The 15981-nt window shown below is 46.2% G+C and carries 15 protein-coding genes; 5 read left to right on the forward strand and 10 right to left on the reverse strand.

Features of this window, described 5'->3' with window-relative positions; all coding sequences use genetic code 11:
- Window positions 1–23: 23 nt before the first annotated feature.
- Window positions 24–1172, reverse strand: coding sequence for an ATP-NAD kinase family protein (locus tag MADE_RS12190; protein ID WP_012518867.1), 1149 nt, complete (start codon window positions 1170–1172; stop codon window positions 24–26).
- Entirely contained in the window at window positions 1169–1792 is a 624-nt protein-coding gene (locus tag MADE_RS12195; protein ID WP_012518868.1) for an elongation factor P hydroxylase, read from the reverse strand. Before MADE_RS12195 ends, MADE_RS12190 begins: the two co-directional genes overlap by 4 nt.
- Before the next feature lie 154 nt (window positions 1793–1946).
- Here MADE_RS12195 and MADE_RS12200 point away from each other — a divergent pair, with 154 nt between their 5' ends.
- From MADE_RS12200 to MADE_RS12210, 3 genes are all read left to right on the forward strand, one after another.
- Window positions 1947–2657 carry a DUF8198 family protein gene (locus tag MADE_RS12200; RefSeq protein WP_015067548.1) on the forward strand — a complete coding sequence of 237 codons (711 nt, stop codon included), beginning with the start codon at window positions 1947–1949 and terminating at the stop codon, window positions 2655–2657.
- Window positions 2658–2723: 66 nt separating this feature from the next.
- Window positions 2724–3170 carry an acyl-CoA thioesterase gene (locus tag MADE_RS12205; RefSeq protein ID WP_023559760.1) on the forward strand — a complete coding sequence of 149 codons (447 nt, stop codon included), beginning with the start codon at window positions 2724–2726 and terminating at the stop codon, window positions 3168–3170.
- Window positions 3170–4387 carry a retropepsin-like aspartic protease family protein gene (locus tag MADE_RS12210; RefSeq protein ID WP_012518872.1) on the forward strand — a complete coding sequence of 406 codons (1218 nt, stop codon included), beginning with the start codon at window positions 3170–3172 and terminating at the stop codon, window positions 4385–4387. Before MADE_RS12205 ends, MADE_RS12210 begins: the two co-directional genes overlap by 1 nt.
- 61 nt (window positions 4388–4448) lie before the next feature.
- Here the strand turns inward: MADE_RS12210 and MADE_RS12215 are convergent, their stop codons facing one another.
- The 4 genes from MADE_RS12215 to MADE_RS12230 form a co-directional block, all read right to left on the reverse strand.
- Window positions 4449–4808, reverse strand: coding sequence for a HopJ type III effector protein (locus tag MADE_RS12215; protein ID WP_012518873.1), 360 nt, complete (start codon window positions 4806–4808; stop codon window positions 4449–4451).
- A 433-nt stretch (window positions 4809–5241) separates the two neighbouring features.
- The gene (locus MADE_RS12220) at window positions 5242–5448 is read right to left on the reverse strand and encodes a hypothetical protein (RefSeq protein ID WP_012517740.1); all 207 of its coding nucleotides are present in this window, start codon (window positions 5446–5448) and stop codon (window positions 5242–5244) included.
- Between the two features lie 370 nt (window positions 5449–5818).
- A complete protein-coding gene (locus MADE_RS12225; protein ID WP_012518874.1) occupies window positions 5819–7861 on the reverse strand; it encodes an NADPH-dependent 2,4-dienoyl-CoA reductase in 2043 nt (680 codons plus the stop codon).
- A gap of 224 nt (window positions 7862–8085) precedes the next feature.
- Window positions 8086–8925, reverse strand: coding sequence for a crotonase/enoyl-CoA hydratase family protein (locus tag MADE_RS12230; RefSeq protein ID WP_012518875.1), 840 nt, complete (start codon window positions 8923–8925; stop codon window positions 8086–8088).
- A gap of 137 nt (window positions 8926–9062) precedes the next feature.
- Between MADE_RS12230 and MADE_RS12235 the strand changes: the two genes are divergently transcribed.
- Window positions 9063–9668, forward strand: a complete 606-nt coding sequence (locus MADE_RS12235; protein WP_012518876.1) for a TetR/AcrR family transcriptional regulator — start codon at window positions 9063–9065, stop codon at window positions 9666–9668.
- A gap of 2 nt (window positions 9669–9670) precedes the next feature.
- On the opposite strand, the gene MADE_RS12240 is transcribed toward MADE_RS12235, so the two are convergent.
- Window positions 9671–11323, reverse strand: coding sequence for a GMC family oxidoreductase (locus MADE_RS12240; protein ID WP_012518877.1), 1653 nt, complete (start codon window positions 11321–11323; stop codon window positions 9671–9673).
- Between the two features lie 214 nt (window positions 11324–11537).
- Between MADE_RS12240 and MADE_RS12245 the strand changes: the two genes are divergently transcribed.
- Entirely contained in the window at window positions 11538–12263 is a 726-nt protein-coding gene (locus tag MADE_RS12245) for a DUF1439 domain-containing protein (protein ID WP_012518878.1), read from the forward strand.
- 18 nt (window positions 12264–12281) lie between these two features.
- On the opposite strand, the gene MADE_RS12250 is transcribed toward MADE_RS12245, so the two are convergent.
- Genes MADE_RS12250 through MADE_RS12260 form a run of 3 tightly spaced genes read right to left on the reverse strand, consistent with a single transcriptional unit; the run spans window position 12282 to window position 15636 of the window.
- Entirely contained in the window at window positions 12282–13721 is a 1440-nt protein-coding gene (locus MADE_RS12250) for a wax ester/triacylglycerol synthase domain-containing protein (RefSeq protein WP_012518879.1), read from the reverse strand.
- A gap of 10 nt (window positions 13722–13731) precedes the next feature.
- On the reverse strand, window positions 13732–14397 hold the full coding sequence (locus MADE_RS12255; RefSeq protein ID WP_012518880.1) for a TetR/AcrR family transcriptional regulator: 666 nt from the start codon (window positions 14395–14397) through the stop codon (window positions 13732–13734).
- A 30-nt stretch (window positions 14398–14427) separates the two neighbouring features.
- Window positions 14428–15636, reverse strand: a complete 1209-nt coding sequence (locus MADE_RS12260; RefSeq protein ID WP_012518881.1) for a DUF445 domain-containing protein — start codon at window positions 15634–15636, stop codon at window positions 14428–14430.
- Window positions 15637–15981: the final 345 nt, after the last annotated feature.

Genomic DNA, 15981 nt, shown 5'->3' on the forward strand with positions numbered 1-15981 from the left:
GGTTTGCACCAAACGCCAATCGTTTAAACAGCCTGGCAAAGTACTTTGTCTTTGTAGCCGGTAATAACCGTAAACGCACCTGCCAATTCAGCGTCAAGCGCGGCGTCGCTTGAATCTAAGCGAAGCGGTTTGCCGTTTAATGCCTGTAGCTTTTGCTTTGTAGCCACAACAAGCATGTTTTGTTTGCCAATTTGGCGAATAAAAGCCGGGCTTAACTGTTGATTTCCACGCCCTAAAATATGACCCTGACCACCAATCACAGTTAAAATGACTTTGGTCGGTTTGTTTTGAGTCAATGAAACAAGTTCATCAGCGGTAACGTCACTTGCTATTAACTCTCCTTGCTTAACCACATCCACACCTAGCAAGGTGTTGTCTAAGCCAAGAAACTCCATGACAGCGCCTACCGTGGAGCCTGACCCCATGACAAAGTACGTATCGGGTTCATCATCCATAATCTCGCTTACATAGGCAGCAATATCATCAAGCACCAGTGCTTCATCTTCTTTGCCGCCCATTTTTACCGCTTGTACGTAAGTTAACTCGGCCGGCACGCGCATTTCACCATAGTGTTTGGCAATAACTTTCCCTTCGCGAAACGCGTTTTCGTCAATATCTCGGACTTCAGCGTCCATTTCGCTTACTAGTTCACCGGCGATCATTTGGCTTACTACCTGCCCCGCTGCCGCTGGCGATACACAGTAAACGCCTGAGTGAATTTTACAGCCCGCTGGTACACCTAAAACCGGTATTTGAGTGCCAACCACACTGCAAATATTGCGCGCGGTACCGTCGCCTCCGGCAAATAGCAGTAAGTCGACTTGAGCATCTACCATGGCTTTTGCCGCGCGCTCTGAATCTTCACCTTCGGTTTGTTCAGCGTCAGAGGCGTAGATTACCTTGTAAGAAACACCCAAGGATTCACACACCGTCTCACCCATGTCACCGGACGCTGTGAATACGGTAAATTGACCTGACAGCGCTTCAAGAATACTGAGCGCTTTCGCCATTTTTTCATTGGCTTTTTTCTCGGCTCCCATAGCCAGCGCTTTTTCACGAATTTCAGCACCATCGCTGCCTTTTAACGCGAGCGCGCCGCCTATACCGGCAAACGGGTTTACCACAACCCCAAGTTTAAACAAGGCTGGGCTACTACTACCAGTTTCATTCATGCCGCATCTGCTCCTGTTGCTTTAGCTTGCCTATCACCGTTAAATGTTGCCGATAAAGCCTCTATGAAGCGCTTTGCTCGTGGGGGAAAGCCGTGTTCGTTATAATGAGCACGCTGAGCCGCTACGTTTCGCGTAAAGCCTTCTCTATCAGGCTCTGCCCCATTCAAATTATCGGTACTTACCTGAAACTTTCTGCCGGCGGCTTCTGTAAAAGCCCACTCAATGGCTTGCGGCTTAATTTCCACTTTTTCAAAGTCTGCTTGTTGGGCCTCGTCTCGCCCATCGGGGCAATACCAATAGCCGTAGTCCTCGAGCTGTCGGCGCTTCTCACCGGCAATACACCAATGCGCGATTTCGTGTAACGCACTCGAGAAGAAGCCGTGTGCAAAAACTATCTGGTGGTAACCCGTATCGTCGCCTGCCGGGATATAAATGGGCTCATCGTCACCTAACACCAATCGGGTGTTGTAATCTTCAAAGGTGCTATTAAATAATGAGATTAACGTGGGAACATCATTGTCTATTTCAGCGCTTGCGATTTGTGCGCCGCCTTTTTCTTCAATGGTGATATCTTTGATAGCAATGTCTTCAGGAGAAATTTGACTACGTTGGGTGTTCATTACGTCCAAAAAAATATTAACAAGCAAGCTGAGTTGGTGGCGCAAGAGTATATCAGTAAAACTTTGTCATCTCACTTGAAAGCAGCGCTTGCATGGGTCAATCTAGGTTTACAACGGACATGAATAAAAAACGACGTACTACGGAGTGCTTCACTTGGCGCAAGATATAGCAAAACATATTCACAGGGTAAATGCCCTTCGCGATTTAGCCAATCAGTTAGGGGTGATGTCAGTTATTCATCAACTGCAACACTGGCAATGTGAGCGCCTGTTAGTATCCCACGACGACTTAGCGACGCAAAGTCGCTATCAAAAAGCCATGGGGTTCTTCGTTGAAGAGCTATACGGACCCAAAGATTTCAGCCAGCGAGATGCCGACTTGGTTCGGGTCATTCCCAAGTTAGCCAAAGTGTTGCCAGACAAAGCCATGAATGCGATGGATGACGCGTTAGCGCTAAATGCCCTGTCTTTTGATTTAGACATGGAAATGGCCCAGTACCTTCAAACACATTTTCCCGATGAGCCTATTAATCGGGATAATTACGCATTGGCTTACCGAGCCGTTGGCCGAATGGACGACCGTAAGCATCAAATCGATATCATTTCACATTTGGGCGATCAACTTTCCGATGTGATAAAAGTTCGTGGTATCGGTATGTTGATTTCACTGTCTCGCCGCCCCGCTAAACTTGCGGGCTTGCTTGCGCTTCATGAATTTTTAGAACGGGGCTTCAATGCGTTTAAAGCGCTGGGCGACGTGCAAAGCTTTATTCAACCCGTGCTGGTACGAGAAAAAGCATTAATGCAGGCGCTATTAGATGAAAACGTAGCGCTGCCTGAAGATAACCCGTTACCTAACGTGTAACAGAGTTAGTCTAATCGCTGACTTATACCGCTTTCTACTGAAAATTTTAAGCAACAAGGAAAAAATTTGAGCCACACTAACCTAAACTGGGTGTTAGAGAATCCCTACGTTCAGCAATGGCACATAGATAAGACGCACATTGACCACTATCAGCATGTGAATAATGTAGCGTACCTGTCTCAAGTAGAAAATCTGGCTTGGGCACATTCAAATTCGCTGGGCTTACACTTTGCAGATTACCAGGCGCTAAACCGAGGCATGGTGATTAAACGTCACGAACTCAATTATCACCTGCCTACTCATCTTGGCGACATCTTAGAATGCGCCACTTGGATTGTGCATTGTGATAACAAACTGACCTTGAAACGCCAGTTCCAGTTTATCTGCCCCAAGCGAAACAAAACGGTTTTTGATGCCGTGACAACCTTCGTATGCGTAAGTCTTGATACTGGCGCGCCAAAGCGTATGCCGAAGCAATTTATAGATGTTTACGGAAAGGCGTGTATAAAATAATGAAAAAATGGCTGGCTGTTCTGCTTACATTATTTCTGTGTGTGTCGTTAGGCATAAACGTTTACCTATGGCTTAGCTTAAAGCAGCATAACGGTACAGCTTATGGGATAGAGGCTAGCTATGAACACCTTTTAGAAGACGAATCAGCGTTAGACAGCGAAGCACACCTAAAGGGCAAGGCAGAGCCCTTCAATAAAAGACGTTCTCCCACCTCATTGTTGAATGCTAACGGCGCTAATACGCTATCAAGTGAAGGTGAAGATCGGCGCTCAACTTCAGCACAACTTAACCAATACGATGTAGATTCACTGACTACCCTGCTCAACAACGGACAGTACGCGTTGCTCGCTACTGAGCTATCGAACTTTTTAAAAAATGACCCGTTCAACGAATCGCTGCTGTTGCTAGAAGGTGAGCTGATTGAGTTAACAAAGCCCCTCCCCACGGCGCTCGTGCATTATTACGACGTGGCTGAACTTCCTCTTTCAAACGAAACGCTATCGCTTATCGATACAAAAATAGCCACCCTTTATCAGCAGGCGCAAACTCAACTCAGTCAAGACGAACAATGGGAATTAGTCGCCCGACTAAACGAGCCCTTATACCAGCGAATACCCGATGCTAAACATTACACCCTTAATTTGGCCGAAGCGTACGCCTACCAGCAAAAACTTACGCTAATGGAGGATGTACTCGCCGCTCTGCCATTAAACGACAGAGACGCCAATATCATTCGCGATAAAGCCTATGAAATACGTGATATGGCTAGCGCAGACACCACGCCGAACGATAGCGAAATTGAACCCACAAGCCCGGGAACTGCTCGATATCAAACCCGCGTGACCTTGGAACGCATTGGCGATCAATACCGCCTTGAGGCAAAGGCCCTTAACCAAAAAGCCACGATGATTTTAGATACCGGTGCCAGTACCACCGCAATATCCTCACGGCTATTTGCTCGATTAGGGCGTATGCGTAACCTCACGTTTATTGGTAACTTCAACGTGAGAACCGCGTCGGGAACGATAGAAGCTTCACTTGTTCAAATACCGCGCTTTTACTTTGCGGGATACGAGTTCAATGATGTTTCCGCCATTGTTTTACCTGAAGACGCCCTTCCCGATACCGATGGCCTGTTGGGCATGAATGTGTTGGGTGAGTTCGACTTCGCCATACTGCCAAAGACGAATGAATTGATTTTAAGTGAGAGAAATTAAGTTTAACCAAACGGTGTACTTTCATCAAAGTACACCTATTTAAACCACACTGAAAAGTCGTTTATTTGCTAACTTCAACTAACGGAAACACCTCAAATACCACACCTTCATGGCCTGTTTCCATAAAATTGCGGATATTGGCGTGATCGTCACCTTCGGGGTTATTGAGTACGTCTTCACGATAAAATCGCCCGAACAAGGCCAGTGTTTGTGCTTGACTAAGGTTTAAATACTGACCGAGTGCGAGTAGTTTGCATGAGCCGTTGTTCTGATTTGCATCGTTTGACACATCGCCATTGGTGAAAGCGGTTGGCGTGAAGGCAAAGGCGCTATCAACGAGCGCGATAACGTCGTTAAACTCGATAGCTTCAGGAGAATTGCTCACTGCTTGAACAAGGTCATTGGTGTTGCTGAATGTCATGGTTATCCCAATAGAAAAAGAGAAAGATAATAACAGATCTATATCACTGCAACAGATAGCAACAGCCTCACCTTCAATATTTACATATCGAGTAGGGTGAGGCTTGCGCCTCATCCCTCTCACAGAACCGTACGTACGGGCCTCGTATACGGCTCCTGCATACTTCATATCACTTGCTAAGTGACACAATGCTAATTTGCNATCTAGTATCGTGCGCCCTATGGACATCGTTCATTTTCTAACATTGTGGTAACTTTCATTGCAGGGTTTGGCGTTCTAGCACTGAGGCAATCTACCAAATTTGACTACAATTACTTCCCATATACGGCCTGTCTCACCAGACATCACTATTCCTAGCGCACCGATTCGACTTGTCCCGCTGATCAGGCGGCTTGTGTATCAATGATAAAAAAACTCACAACTCATCAGAGTCTTAAAGTCTGCTTCCCCCCTTCGCAATCCATTTAAGCTTTTGGCTAAAATGGATCCTATCAAACACAATGCTGATAGTCGGCTTGGTTTTACCCTCCACACCATTACTGGCTTTCATCGGCCTAGCCTTACTCACTACTACGGGTTCATCTGCCACCTCACACTCGCAACATTCTTGGATCACTCCTTGAACGATACGTCCAACCATTTGATTGGATCCAATGCCAGGCTTCCCCAGTTACTGCACTGGCTCCCTGTTAGAAATTCCACCCTCAAACACAAAACAGGTCTGACTGAGTATCGGGCTTCGCGCTATTTTGCACGCTTACCCACCTGCCTTGCCGAATCAGGTTCACTTTCATTGTGTACCTCTAACTTCCTATGGCTTCCTTCGGACCCTGTCGTTGGCCAACAACGCCCTTGCCATTCGGATTATCTTCCCCTCAGTCAGGGTGATTCAGGTTTCTTTCAACCTGACGGGTTTGCCAGCTTCGCTGGGCAAACAAAAAAGCGCTTCATACTGAAGCGCTTTCTACTATGCTAGCGTTTTACACTGCTAACGTTTTGTAGCTTATAAATTAAACCGCTGCACACACGCGCGTGCCTTGGTCGATGGCCCGTTTTGCATCAAGCTCTAACGCTTCGTCGGCACCGCCAATCAGGTGATATGGCATGTTTAAGCCTTCAACGATATCACGCATCGGCTCTTGTCCTGCGCAGATGATGATGTTGTCTACCGGCAATACTTGGCTATTGCCCTCTACCGTAATGTGTAGCCCTTCATCATCAATTTTGTCATAGCTTACGCCCGGGATCATGGTCACGCCTTTGGCTAGCAAGCCTACGCGGTGCGCCCATCCCGTTGTTTTGCCTAAACCCGCGCCAACTTTTGTGGTCTTGCGCTGAAGGAGGAAAATTTCTCTTGGCGAGGGTTCTGGCTGCGGCTTAACCCCTTCAATACCTGCGCGGGCCGAGAAGGTCATATCAATACCCCACTCTTTCATAAACGCAGGAATGTCTTGGCTTGGCGTTTCCTTACCATGAGACAGGTATTCAGCCGTATCAAAACCAATCCCGCCAGCACCGATAATGGCGACTTTATTGCCAACAGGTTTCTTTTCTTTTAACACTTCAATGTAGGTCAGTACTTTCTCATGCTCAATACCTTCAATCGCTGGCGTGCGTGGTTTAATACCCGTGGCAATCATCACTTCGTCAAACCCTTCATCGTTTAGCGCAGCCGCATCAACATAAGTATTCAGTTTAAGCGTAATGTTTTTATGAAGCTCAATCTGGCGCTTGAAATAGCGCAGCGTCTCGTAAAACTCTTCTTTGCCCGGAATTTGTTTTGCAATATTAAATTGGCCACCAATTTCGCTAGACGCATCGTAAATCACAACGTCGTGACCGCGCTCGGCAGACGTCACTGCCGCGGCTAATCCTGCTGGGCCTGCGCCCACTACCGCAACACGCTTTTTCGTCTCAGCAGGCTTTACGTTAATTTCCAGCTCGTGACAGGCGCGGGGGTTTACCAAACAGCTAGTCATTTTACCGTTAAATACGTGGTCAAGGCAGGCTTGGTTACAGCCAATACACGTGTTGATTTCATCGGCTTTATTTTGCTGCGCTTTGCGCACAAAGTCAGGGTCAGCCAAGAACGGACGGGCCATAGACACCATATCTGCATCACCACGAGACAGCACTTCTTCAGCCACTTCAGGCGTGTTAATACGGTTTGACGTAATAACCGGAATTGAAAGCGCTTCGCGAAATTTAGCGGTAACCCACGTAAATGCCGCACGAGGTACTTTGGTGGCAATGGTTGGAATACGCGCTTCGTGCCAACCAATACCGGTATTAATGATAGTTGCACCTGCTTTTTCTATTTCTTTACCAAGCTGTACTACTTCTTCGTAAGTAGAACCACCTTCAACAAGGTCAAGCATCGACAAGCGGTAGATAATGATGAAGTGCTTACCTACGGCCTCGCGCACGCGGCGCACGACTTCAATAGGCAAGCGGATGCGGTTTTCATATTCGCCGCCCCACTCATCCTCACGGTGATTTGTGCGTTTTGCAATAAACTGATTAAGGAAATAGCCCTCAGACCCCATGATTTCAACGCCATCGTATCCCGCGCGCTGAGCTTGGGTCGCTGCAGTAATGAAATCTTCAACCTGCTTTTCAATCTCTTCAGCCTCAAGTGCTTTAGGCTTAAACGGGTTAATAGGCGCTTGTACTGCAGAAGGTGCCACAAGCTTAGGGCTATACGCATAGCGACCCGTATGCAGAATTTGCATACAAATTTTGCCACCAGCAATGTGCACTGCATCTGTCACTTCTTTATGGTTTTTAACCGCTTCGTCGGTGTCTAAACGAAACGTTGACGGATGCGTAGCGCCTTCTTCATTTGGCCCAATACCACCGGTGACGATGAGACCTACGCCGCCTCTGGCACGTTCGCTATAAAAGGCCGCCATACGTTTGTGGCCGTCGGGTAACTCTTCTAACCCCGTGTGCATAGAGCCCATCAGAACGCGGTTTTTAAGAGTAGTAAAACCTAAATCTAACGGGCGAAATAAATGAGGGTAAACGGGATGATCGGTAACGGTCTGATTCATGATACATTCCTGAAAGTCGTTTTGGCTTGGTAAAAGCCGTTAAAAAGCCTGTTTAAATATTTTTATCTAATGCGCTCTTTCTCTGAAGGCGCGTTATGATTTCACTAATTACATACAATACGTGTGTAGGTTTGAGTTGCGCACCAGCGTTCACCTTCCCTTATAGTAAAAAGGCGACCATCGGCTACCACCGTTGCGCAGTTAGCGCGCTTTCAAACCTAAACCTATGAATTCATTTTTTTGATAGCGGGATGCAATGGCGGGTACTCCGGCAACGTTTTTGTTTTCTGTGCTTCCATAGCTTTAAACACATCTTCCATTTGGAACATTCCCGCTTGCCATGTGGCCATGTACGTTAAGCTTTCAGCTACCGTATGTTCGACTGCGTAATTAATCATCGTCTTGGTGCCTGAAACCGCTAGTGGCGAATTCATCGCAATCTGCTGAGCTATTTTCATTACGGCTTCTAGCATTGAAGCCTGGTCGTCAAAAACTTTATTTACAAAACCGAGTTGCTGCGCTTCTGCGGCACCAAAGTTACGCCCGGTGTAAGCCAGCTCTTTCACAACACCAATAGGAATAAGCTTAGGCAGTCGCTGAAGGGTGCCTACGTCCGCCGTCATGCCTAACTGGGTTTCTTTTATGGTGAAAAACGCATCTTGAGTGCAATAACGCATGTCGCACGCACTAAGCAAATCTACCGCACCACCGATAGCGCCACCTTGAACCGCCCCAATAACCGGCATACGTGCCTGTTCAATGGCGGTAAAGCTATCTTGTAGCAGCATAACCATACGGCGCATGCGTTCTGCTCTGCGCGATGGGTCGCCCTTAAAATCTTCTTTCATGTTCAGAAACACCGATAAATCCATACCGGCAGAGAAATGCTTTCCTGTAGATGAAATAACAATAACGCGGGCATTGGCTTCATCATCTATTTCACGAATAGCCGCTGGCAGCTCTGTCCAAAATTCAGGGATCATGCTGTTCATTGCATCTGGGCGGTTAAGTACTACGTGGGCAATATGGCCCTCTTGTTTTATTTCTAATGTAGAGTACTTCATGGTTTGCGCTGTCTCCTTGGGCTGTTCCTGTTAACAAATTTGCAAACTAGACAGCGTCAAGATAAAAGGCTATGTTGACACTGTCAAGATAAAACGTTATCTATTCGGCTTAATTTGAAAACGGACACATTTGATATATGGCTAATGCAGTACAAAGCTATCATCACGGCGATTTGCGAAGTGCGCTGTTAGAAGCCGCCACGGCGCGGTTATCTCAGCACGGTGTTGATAGTTTATCCCTTCGAAAACTGGCAGAAGACGCCGGAGTCTCGCGAACTGCACCCTATCATCATTTTAAAGATAAAAGCGCCTTGTTAAGCGCCATCGCGGCAAAAGGGTTTAGCGACTGGCATTCAACGGCCAAGCGTATATTTGAGCAAGAAGACAAAACACCGCAAGCGCGTTTTCGTGAGTTTGTTCACGAGTACATCGGCTACGCCGCCGACAACCCCGAAATGTATGAACTCATGTTTGGTCGCACTATTTGGCAGAACCAAGCTGCGACAAGCGACCTTAAAGAAGTGGCGTTTCCGTGTTTTCAGTTTCAGGTAACTATGACACGCTATTGGCAAGAAAAAGGCTTGCTGCCAAATAATCAAAATGCTCTTCGTTTAGCCCAGGTTACGTGGGGCACGTTACATGGTATTGCCAGACTGTTGATAGACGGTATTTATGCCGACAGCAGCCACATCGAAGAAATGTGCGACTGTGCTGCCGACCTTTTTATGCAAAAAACTAATTAGCTTTACGCCGACTCCGCATTTCCAATAGAAACGGGCTGGCCCTCGTGCGCCGCTTTAATAAATTCCGCAGCGCGCTCTGCAATCATAACGGTAGGTGCGTTGGTGTTGCCGCCGATTAAGCTTGGCATTACCGAGGCATCCACAACCCTTAAACCGGCCACACCGCGAACCCGTAACTGATTATCCACTACCGCCATTTCGTCGTCATCGCTGCCCATTTTGCAGGTACCGATAGGATGATAGATGGTCTCGGCTCGCTCTCTTAAAAACTCTAGAATTTCGTCATCGGATTGCGCTTCCTCTCCCGGATACAGTTCGCTTCCTTGGAACCTATCAAAGTCGGGGGCGGAAAGTAGTTTTCGTGCTATACGCACGCCTTCAATCATTACTTGTTGATCTTCAGCGGCGGATAAATAGTTTGGATCGATAAGCGCTTGATCAGCCGGGTGATTACTTTGAAGCGATATAGTACCGCGACTTTTTGGGTACAAACAGCATACGTGCAGCCCATAGCCGTAACCAAAAGCCAGTTGCCTACCATGGTCGTTCAATATCGCCGGTAAAAAGTGAAATTGAATATCTGGCCCCTGCGAGGCTAAACTTGAACTAACAAAACCGCCTGCTTCTGCGATATTCGATGAAAAGATGCCATTTCGTTTGAACGCATAGTCGGCAGTGGCTTTCACATAAGAGGGTAACGCGCCAAGTGCCACCGCATAGCCTTCTCTGGCCTTACAGGTATATTGAACAATCGCATCTAAATGGTCTTGTAAGTTTTGCCCCACGCCCGGCAAATCTTGGTGTACAAAAATGCCTTTATCTTCTAGCTCATTTCTTGGGCCGATACCCGATAGCATCAGAAGTTGTGGTGAATTAATCGCACCGCCGCATAGGATGACTTCGCTTTTAGCAAAATAGCGACTTACCGCGCCTTTTTCTCGCACCTGAACACCAATGGCCCGCCCTTCTTTTAGCAGCACTTTTTCTGCTGCGACCTTGGTAAGCACGGTTAAATTATTGCGATGCTTAGCTTGGGTTAAGTACCCTTTCGCGGTTGAGCAGCGCTGACCGTTAGCTTGAGTGACGTGATAGAAGCCGATCCCTTCGCGGTCGTCGCGGTTAAAGTCAGTAAGCTGTTTATAGCCAGCAAACGAAGCGGAATTTTTGAAGGTTTCAGACAAAACGCTAGTATGACGCAGCTTACTCACGTTTAGCGGTCCACCAGTTCCATGAAATTCATCCGCCCCTTCTTCAAAGTTTTCTGAACGTTTGAAGTAGGGTAATACGTCATCGAAAGACCAACCTTCAGCGCCCTCTTCACTTGCCCAGCGGTCGTAGTCTTCTTTTTGCCCTCGAATATAACACATGGCATTCACTGAACTACTGCCGCCCAACGTTTTGCCGCGAGGCCAGAATAACTCTCGGTCGTACAACTCTTTTTGCGGGGCGGTGTGGTACCCCCAGCCAATACCTTCAAAGCGACTAAGTATCGATAAGCCAAACGGTATGTGTATAAGTGGGTTAGTATCTTTCGAGCCAGCCTCCAGTAGCAAAATATCCAGCGCAGGGTTTTCAGACAAACGCGTGGCAAGCACCGCACCTGCTGAGCCGCCACCAATAATGATGTAATCGTATTTGCTGAGTACTTCGCTCATTTCGCCAGCTCCTTAAGCCGAAACCAAATAAATGTTAATAAAACGTTGTGGTATGACCAGATTAGCAAACATTGTTTCATCAAGAAAAGATTTAAATGGTAAGATTTAAAAAATCTAACAATCCTGATAACTTAAGTAGAAAATCGGTATCTACACTACGTTAAACTGTCTAGTTACAAGCCACTGCCTAGCAAAATTAGGCTAAGAATACACCTTGACCAATAACTTATCGTTTAAAGACAAATGCAAAGTATACCTAGCACAATGGCTTGTGAAACTGGGCAAGCTTACCCACGACGATTTTACTAAAGCTGAGCTTAACGCCCTTGTAAAAGATAGCTTTCCCTATACCTTTGTTTTCGAAATCCCTATCGGGGCCGGCACCGTATCCGTCCTTGAAGGCAAGGTGACGCTAGACAATGAAAGCAATCGAATTGGGCTGCAGTGCTTGTCAGCGGTAAAAATTGACGTAGCCGCTACCACTATTTATCGCGCTCACGTCGTATTTACCCTTTCTGCCACACCGGTTTACGACAAAAACATGAGTACGCTATACCTTACCGGACTTACCACCGATAGCGTAACGCTAGTGAACGATGATTACGCCTTAATTAAAGACACCCAATTTTTACTCACTCGTTTCTTTCCAAAAAGTGTTAATAGTCTGCTTGGTGGGCCGCTAAAATCAGCGCTTTCCTTATTTAGCGCAGGCACATCCGACATGGCGGCTGATTATTTGACACTCTATCTGTCAGGTTCAAAGCAAGCGGTGCTGGACTATCACGTTCCACACATTGACAGCGCGTTAAAAAAGCAAATTACTCAAAAAGATTTAACTCATACCATGCGAGATAACCACTGGCGCGAGGTTCTCTTTTCTAAACTCGGCCAAAACGTTCGGGTAGAAGAAGGCGTTTTACGCTTTTATCTACGTCAATAGTACTGTTTTAGCGGATGACTAATGGTCTGAGACTATGGAGACCGGTACCGTATCCACCTGCTCACCAATATCTTCTATATTCAGCCTAGGGTTATCAACACTGGCTTCAAGCATATCGAAAGCTTCTTCTACGTAGCGAGCTAGGGGCTGCAAGGATTCAATATTTTTATTGCAGCACACCAAGCCAACATTCGCCGTTCCGGCGTATGTCATCAGCGTGATATTGACACCGCCACCCGGTGTCATGGTGGAAATGGGGTAACACGCTAATAGCTTGGCGTCTTTTAAATAGCGAAAATCTTTAGGCCCGGGGACACTAGATATGAGTATATTTGCTATCGGTTTTACCACGCTTGATAGCCTGAGCCATTCAAAAACCAAGGCTAGTGATTGAATAACGATGGTATAGCCGCTAAATGCTGCCGGACGGGCGTGCTGTGCTGCATGTTTCACAATGCGGTGATTCACCACAATTTGGCGTAAACGAAGGTAAGGGTCGGTTTCGCCGTGGGCAAGTTGAACCGGGACTATCGCAATTTTGTTCCCAGTGGTTTTCTCACCCGGTTTTCGCAAATTAATGGGCATATTAGTAAAGAGCGCTTTTTTAAATACTTGACCGTGGTCTTGAAGCAGTTTGTGAACACCAATGTCAAACGCACAAAGTAATACCTCATTTGCCGTGGAGCGGGTGCGCCGGGCTAACGCTTTTACGCGCTTAAAATCTAAATCCATTGTAGCCACTGCCCGACCGGCCTTTACTTGCCCTGTGAGCACGGTTTTAGTGCCGGTAAACGGTATAGGCATATAGTGAGGGTTAACTCTTAGTATCTTCATAAAAATGCGGATAAAAATAATTAAGAGATCGAATGCCGTTTTTAGCGCATAACCCACCCCCACTAAGCGCTTGTAAAAGCTTGCGGGTTCCCGTCGTTTGTTTCTTAGCCGCTTAAGTGCCCATACTGGGGTGAATTTAGATTCATGGGAATGAGACACGTACCCTGATTGAAACCAACGCACTAGCGTGGCACCGTCGCCATACATGTGGTGTACTCTTGCGTAAATGGCAAAAGAGTCGCTGTTTTCATCAAAAATAAAGTGGTACTGCCACAACGGTTTGTCAGGGTCTAAACGCGAAGCATGAAGTCTTGCCACAAACCCATCCAAGGCTTCTCTGTTAGTAACATCAGCTACTTTGTGAATTTGAACGTGATAGTCCATGTTCAGTTTTTTTACCGGCGCAAAGCCTATTGGATAGCCCAATACTGTTTTTACCGCACAGTTAAACGGTGATGTAGCACGAGCAAAACTTCTTATTTCTTGAAACAAATTGGGGACATACTCAGTGCTTTTTGCTCCTTCAGGCAATGCGAGAAGCTGCAAGCACGCAACGTGTTTGGGGTTCTCGTCAGACTCTGTTATCCAAAATGACTTATCTAAGAAACTGAGCGTTTTTGCCATTTTTATTCCTTTAAGCGAAGTCGAGGGGCGAGTGAGTAGCAGAACCTCTCACAAAATCTTGAGAATTAAGGATTTGTTCTAACTGCTTTTTTTGCTCATCTGACAGTGCCAACCTAGGCAGCACACTTACCATCATAAGCGAGAGTGCATGATAGCGCTGCATTGTGCTATCCATATGACTGTTTAGCTCATCAAACTGGCAAGATTGAGTAATAATCAAAGAGATCAAATCTACCAGCAGCGCTCTGTCCGTTTTTGACGCAATTAACATGTCCCGTTGGGACAGCGAGTCAAACAGAAATGCCAGCTGTTTGTTTAAACGGGTGATAATGTGCTGACGAGGTCGCACTATTGCGGGGTATTTTTCCGCCAGATCTGCTGGGCTACGATAGAAAAAGCGAAATACGTGAATACTATCGATGAGCAGATATAGGTAGACCATGATTTCTTCTGGGTGAAGCGTATTGAGTTTGTCGCGGTTGAGTACTTTCTGCATTTGTTGTTCATGCATCTTCATTAACGCACTGACAAGGCTATCTTTCCCTTTAAAGTGGTAGTAAAGATTTCCGGGGCTAATATCTAACTCAAGCGCAATATCTACGCTGGTCACGGTATTCTCACCGTGTTCGTTAAACAAAGTAAGCGCGGTGAGTAAAATTTTTTGCGCAGTTTTCATAAGTTAGCCCATTTGAGAGGTTTTCGTTAGCTACATAAACACAAAATATAGCTGTGCGCCCCCTGCCAACATACCTAAAATCGCTCCGGTCACTATAAGTTTCCATTCGTCTTGTTGATAGGCTGGTCGCAATACGCCTTCGAACTCTTCAACGCTCAGCGCCTGCATTCGTTCACTTAAATCGTGCCCAACCTGCAGCGCGTTGTTGGCATAATCGAAGGCATACAACAAATATTTGTCTGAGTTATCGAATATCTGGCGGACCGCTAACGCTTTCATCTGATGATAATTTTCAGAGCCAACGCCAAGCGCAAAATAAGGCTGCGCTATAGCCACATAACGTTCAATGGCGTCATTCACGTGAAGTTCAATAAGCTCTAGAAGCTGCGCCGACCCCGAGCCATGTAAAATAACATGGGTAATATTTTTGGGCGTAATCAGCTTTTTCTCGATAATGGCCGAGTAAACTTCTGACACCTCTTTTTGGCGCTTTAAAAACATTCCCTGAATTGTGACTGGGCCAATTTTTCTGGGTCGTTTGGGCTCGAAGATTATTTTTATCGCGATCCAATTGGTGGCATACCCCACGAGTAAACCGCCCAAAGGTAATATCCACCAGGCTTGAAAAAGGTACCAGAACACCATTGTCGGTAAGCCAAATAAAAAACCAAAATAAAGCCCTGAACGCACGATAAATGGAAATTCTTTGCTGCCTGCGGTGAGAAAGATTTCGTTAACTAGCTCAGGCGCATTAACTAACTGCTCTACGACAAGTTCTTTGATATCTAAAATTTCAGATACGTTGTGTTGGAAGTCGTCCACCATTTTATGAACAACATTAGGAATGTCGTTTTCTATGCGCTGATAAACCAGGTTTTTACCCTGTACGGGCAACGCTGCCCATAACTGGGGAGCCGACTCTGCCATAACGTCGTTGATCACCTTACGGATAACTTGGCTCAAGCGACGCTCGATCGCTTTCGTTAGCTCATCGGCGTCCAAGCGCTGTGCTAATTCTTCAACGCTCAGCAATTTACCTAAAACCAGCTCAACCTCAATTTCTGCCATTTGACGACGCTTTGCGGGGATAAGCCCCTGCCAGCCAAAGAAAGGTTTTATGCCAACAAACTCGATGGGGTAAAACATCATCTTTACCGCCAAATAATTTGTAAGCCATCCAACGATAGCGCTAATTAAAGGAATTGATAGCAGGCTTAGTGTTTCAACATTCCATTCCATACTGCGAACTAGTGTCCGATTTATTATTCTCTTTGTCAGGCTACTGAGTGCTTATGAATTGGTCAACGTAAAAAGTGAAATTACTGCCAATTGTTGATTGAAGACAAGCAAATGAAAGTCTAAACGTTAGCTGTGAAAAGAAAGTTAAGTAGTAAGGTTTGTGACTTTCGCCAGTAAGAAGTTAGTGTGAATGTTTTTTGTATTAGGTAGTGGTTTCTAACTTTAGCCAATAGACTTAGTCAGTAATGTTGGAAGATTAGCATTCGCGGCGTGTATTGATACTGTGCACGAATCTAAGGACTTAAATATTATTGTTACCCGTTTTTAAAGCGGTATCGCGGCATG

It is taken from the genome of Alteromonas mediterranea DE (assembly GCF_000020585.3).
In the GTDB taxonomy this organism is placed as follows: Bacteria; Pseudomonadota; Gammaproteobacteria; order Enterobacterales; family Alteromonadaceae; genus Alteromonas; species Alteromonas mediterranea.

Coding starts and splice junctions, on each gene's coding strand:
- MADE_RS12240 (WP_012518877.1), bottom strand. CDS start 11,323: ATGAGCGAAGTACTCAGCAAATACGATTACATCATTATTGGTGGCGGC.
- MADE_RS12260 (WP_012518881.1), bottom strand. CDS start 15,636: ATGGAATGGAATGTTGAAACACTAAGCCTGCTATCAATTCCTTTAATT.
- MADE_RS12210 (WP_012518872.1), top strand. CDS start 3,170: ATGAAAAAATGGCTGGCTGTTCTGCTTACATTATTTCTGTGTGTGTCG.
- MADE_RS12250 (WP_012518879.1), bottom strand. CDS start 13,721: ATGGCAAAAACGCTCAGTTTCTTAGATAAGTCATTTTGGATAACAGAG.
- MADE_RS12190 (WP_012518867.1), bottom strand. CDS start 1,172: ATGAATGAAACTGGTAGTAGTAGCCCAGCCTTGTTTAAACTTGGGGTT.
- MADE_RS12220 (WP_012517740.1), bottom strand. CDS start 5,448: ATGGTTGGACGTATCGTTCAAGGAGTGATCCAAGAATGTTGCGAGTGT.
- MADE_RS12225 (WP_012518874.1), bottom strand. CDS start 7,861: ATGAATCAGACCGTTACCGATCATCCCGTTTACCCTCATTTATTTCGC.
- MADE_RS12235 (WP_012518876.1), top strand. CDS start 9,063: ATGGCTAATGCAGTACAAAGCTATCATCACGGCGATTTGCGAAGTGCG.
- MADE_RS12195 (WP_012518868.1), bottom strand. CDS start 1,792: ATGAACACCCAACGTAGTCAAATTTCTCCTGAAGACATTGCTATCAAA.
- MADE_RS12255 (WP_012518880.1), bottom strand. CDS start 14,397: ATGAAAACTGCGCAAAAAATTTTACTCACCGCGCTTACTTTGTTTAAC.
- MADE_RS12230 (WP_012518875.1), bottom strand. CDS start 8,925: ATGAAGTACTCTACATTAGAAATAAAACAAGAGGGCCATATTGCCCAC.
- MADE_RS12215 (WP_012518873.1), bottom strand. CDS start 4,808: ATGACATTCAGCAACACCAATGACCTTGTTCAAGCAGTGAGCAATTCT.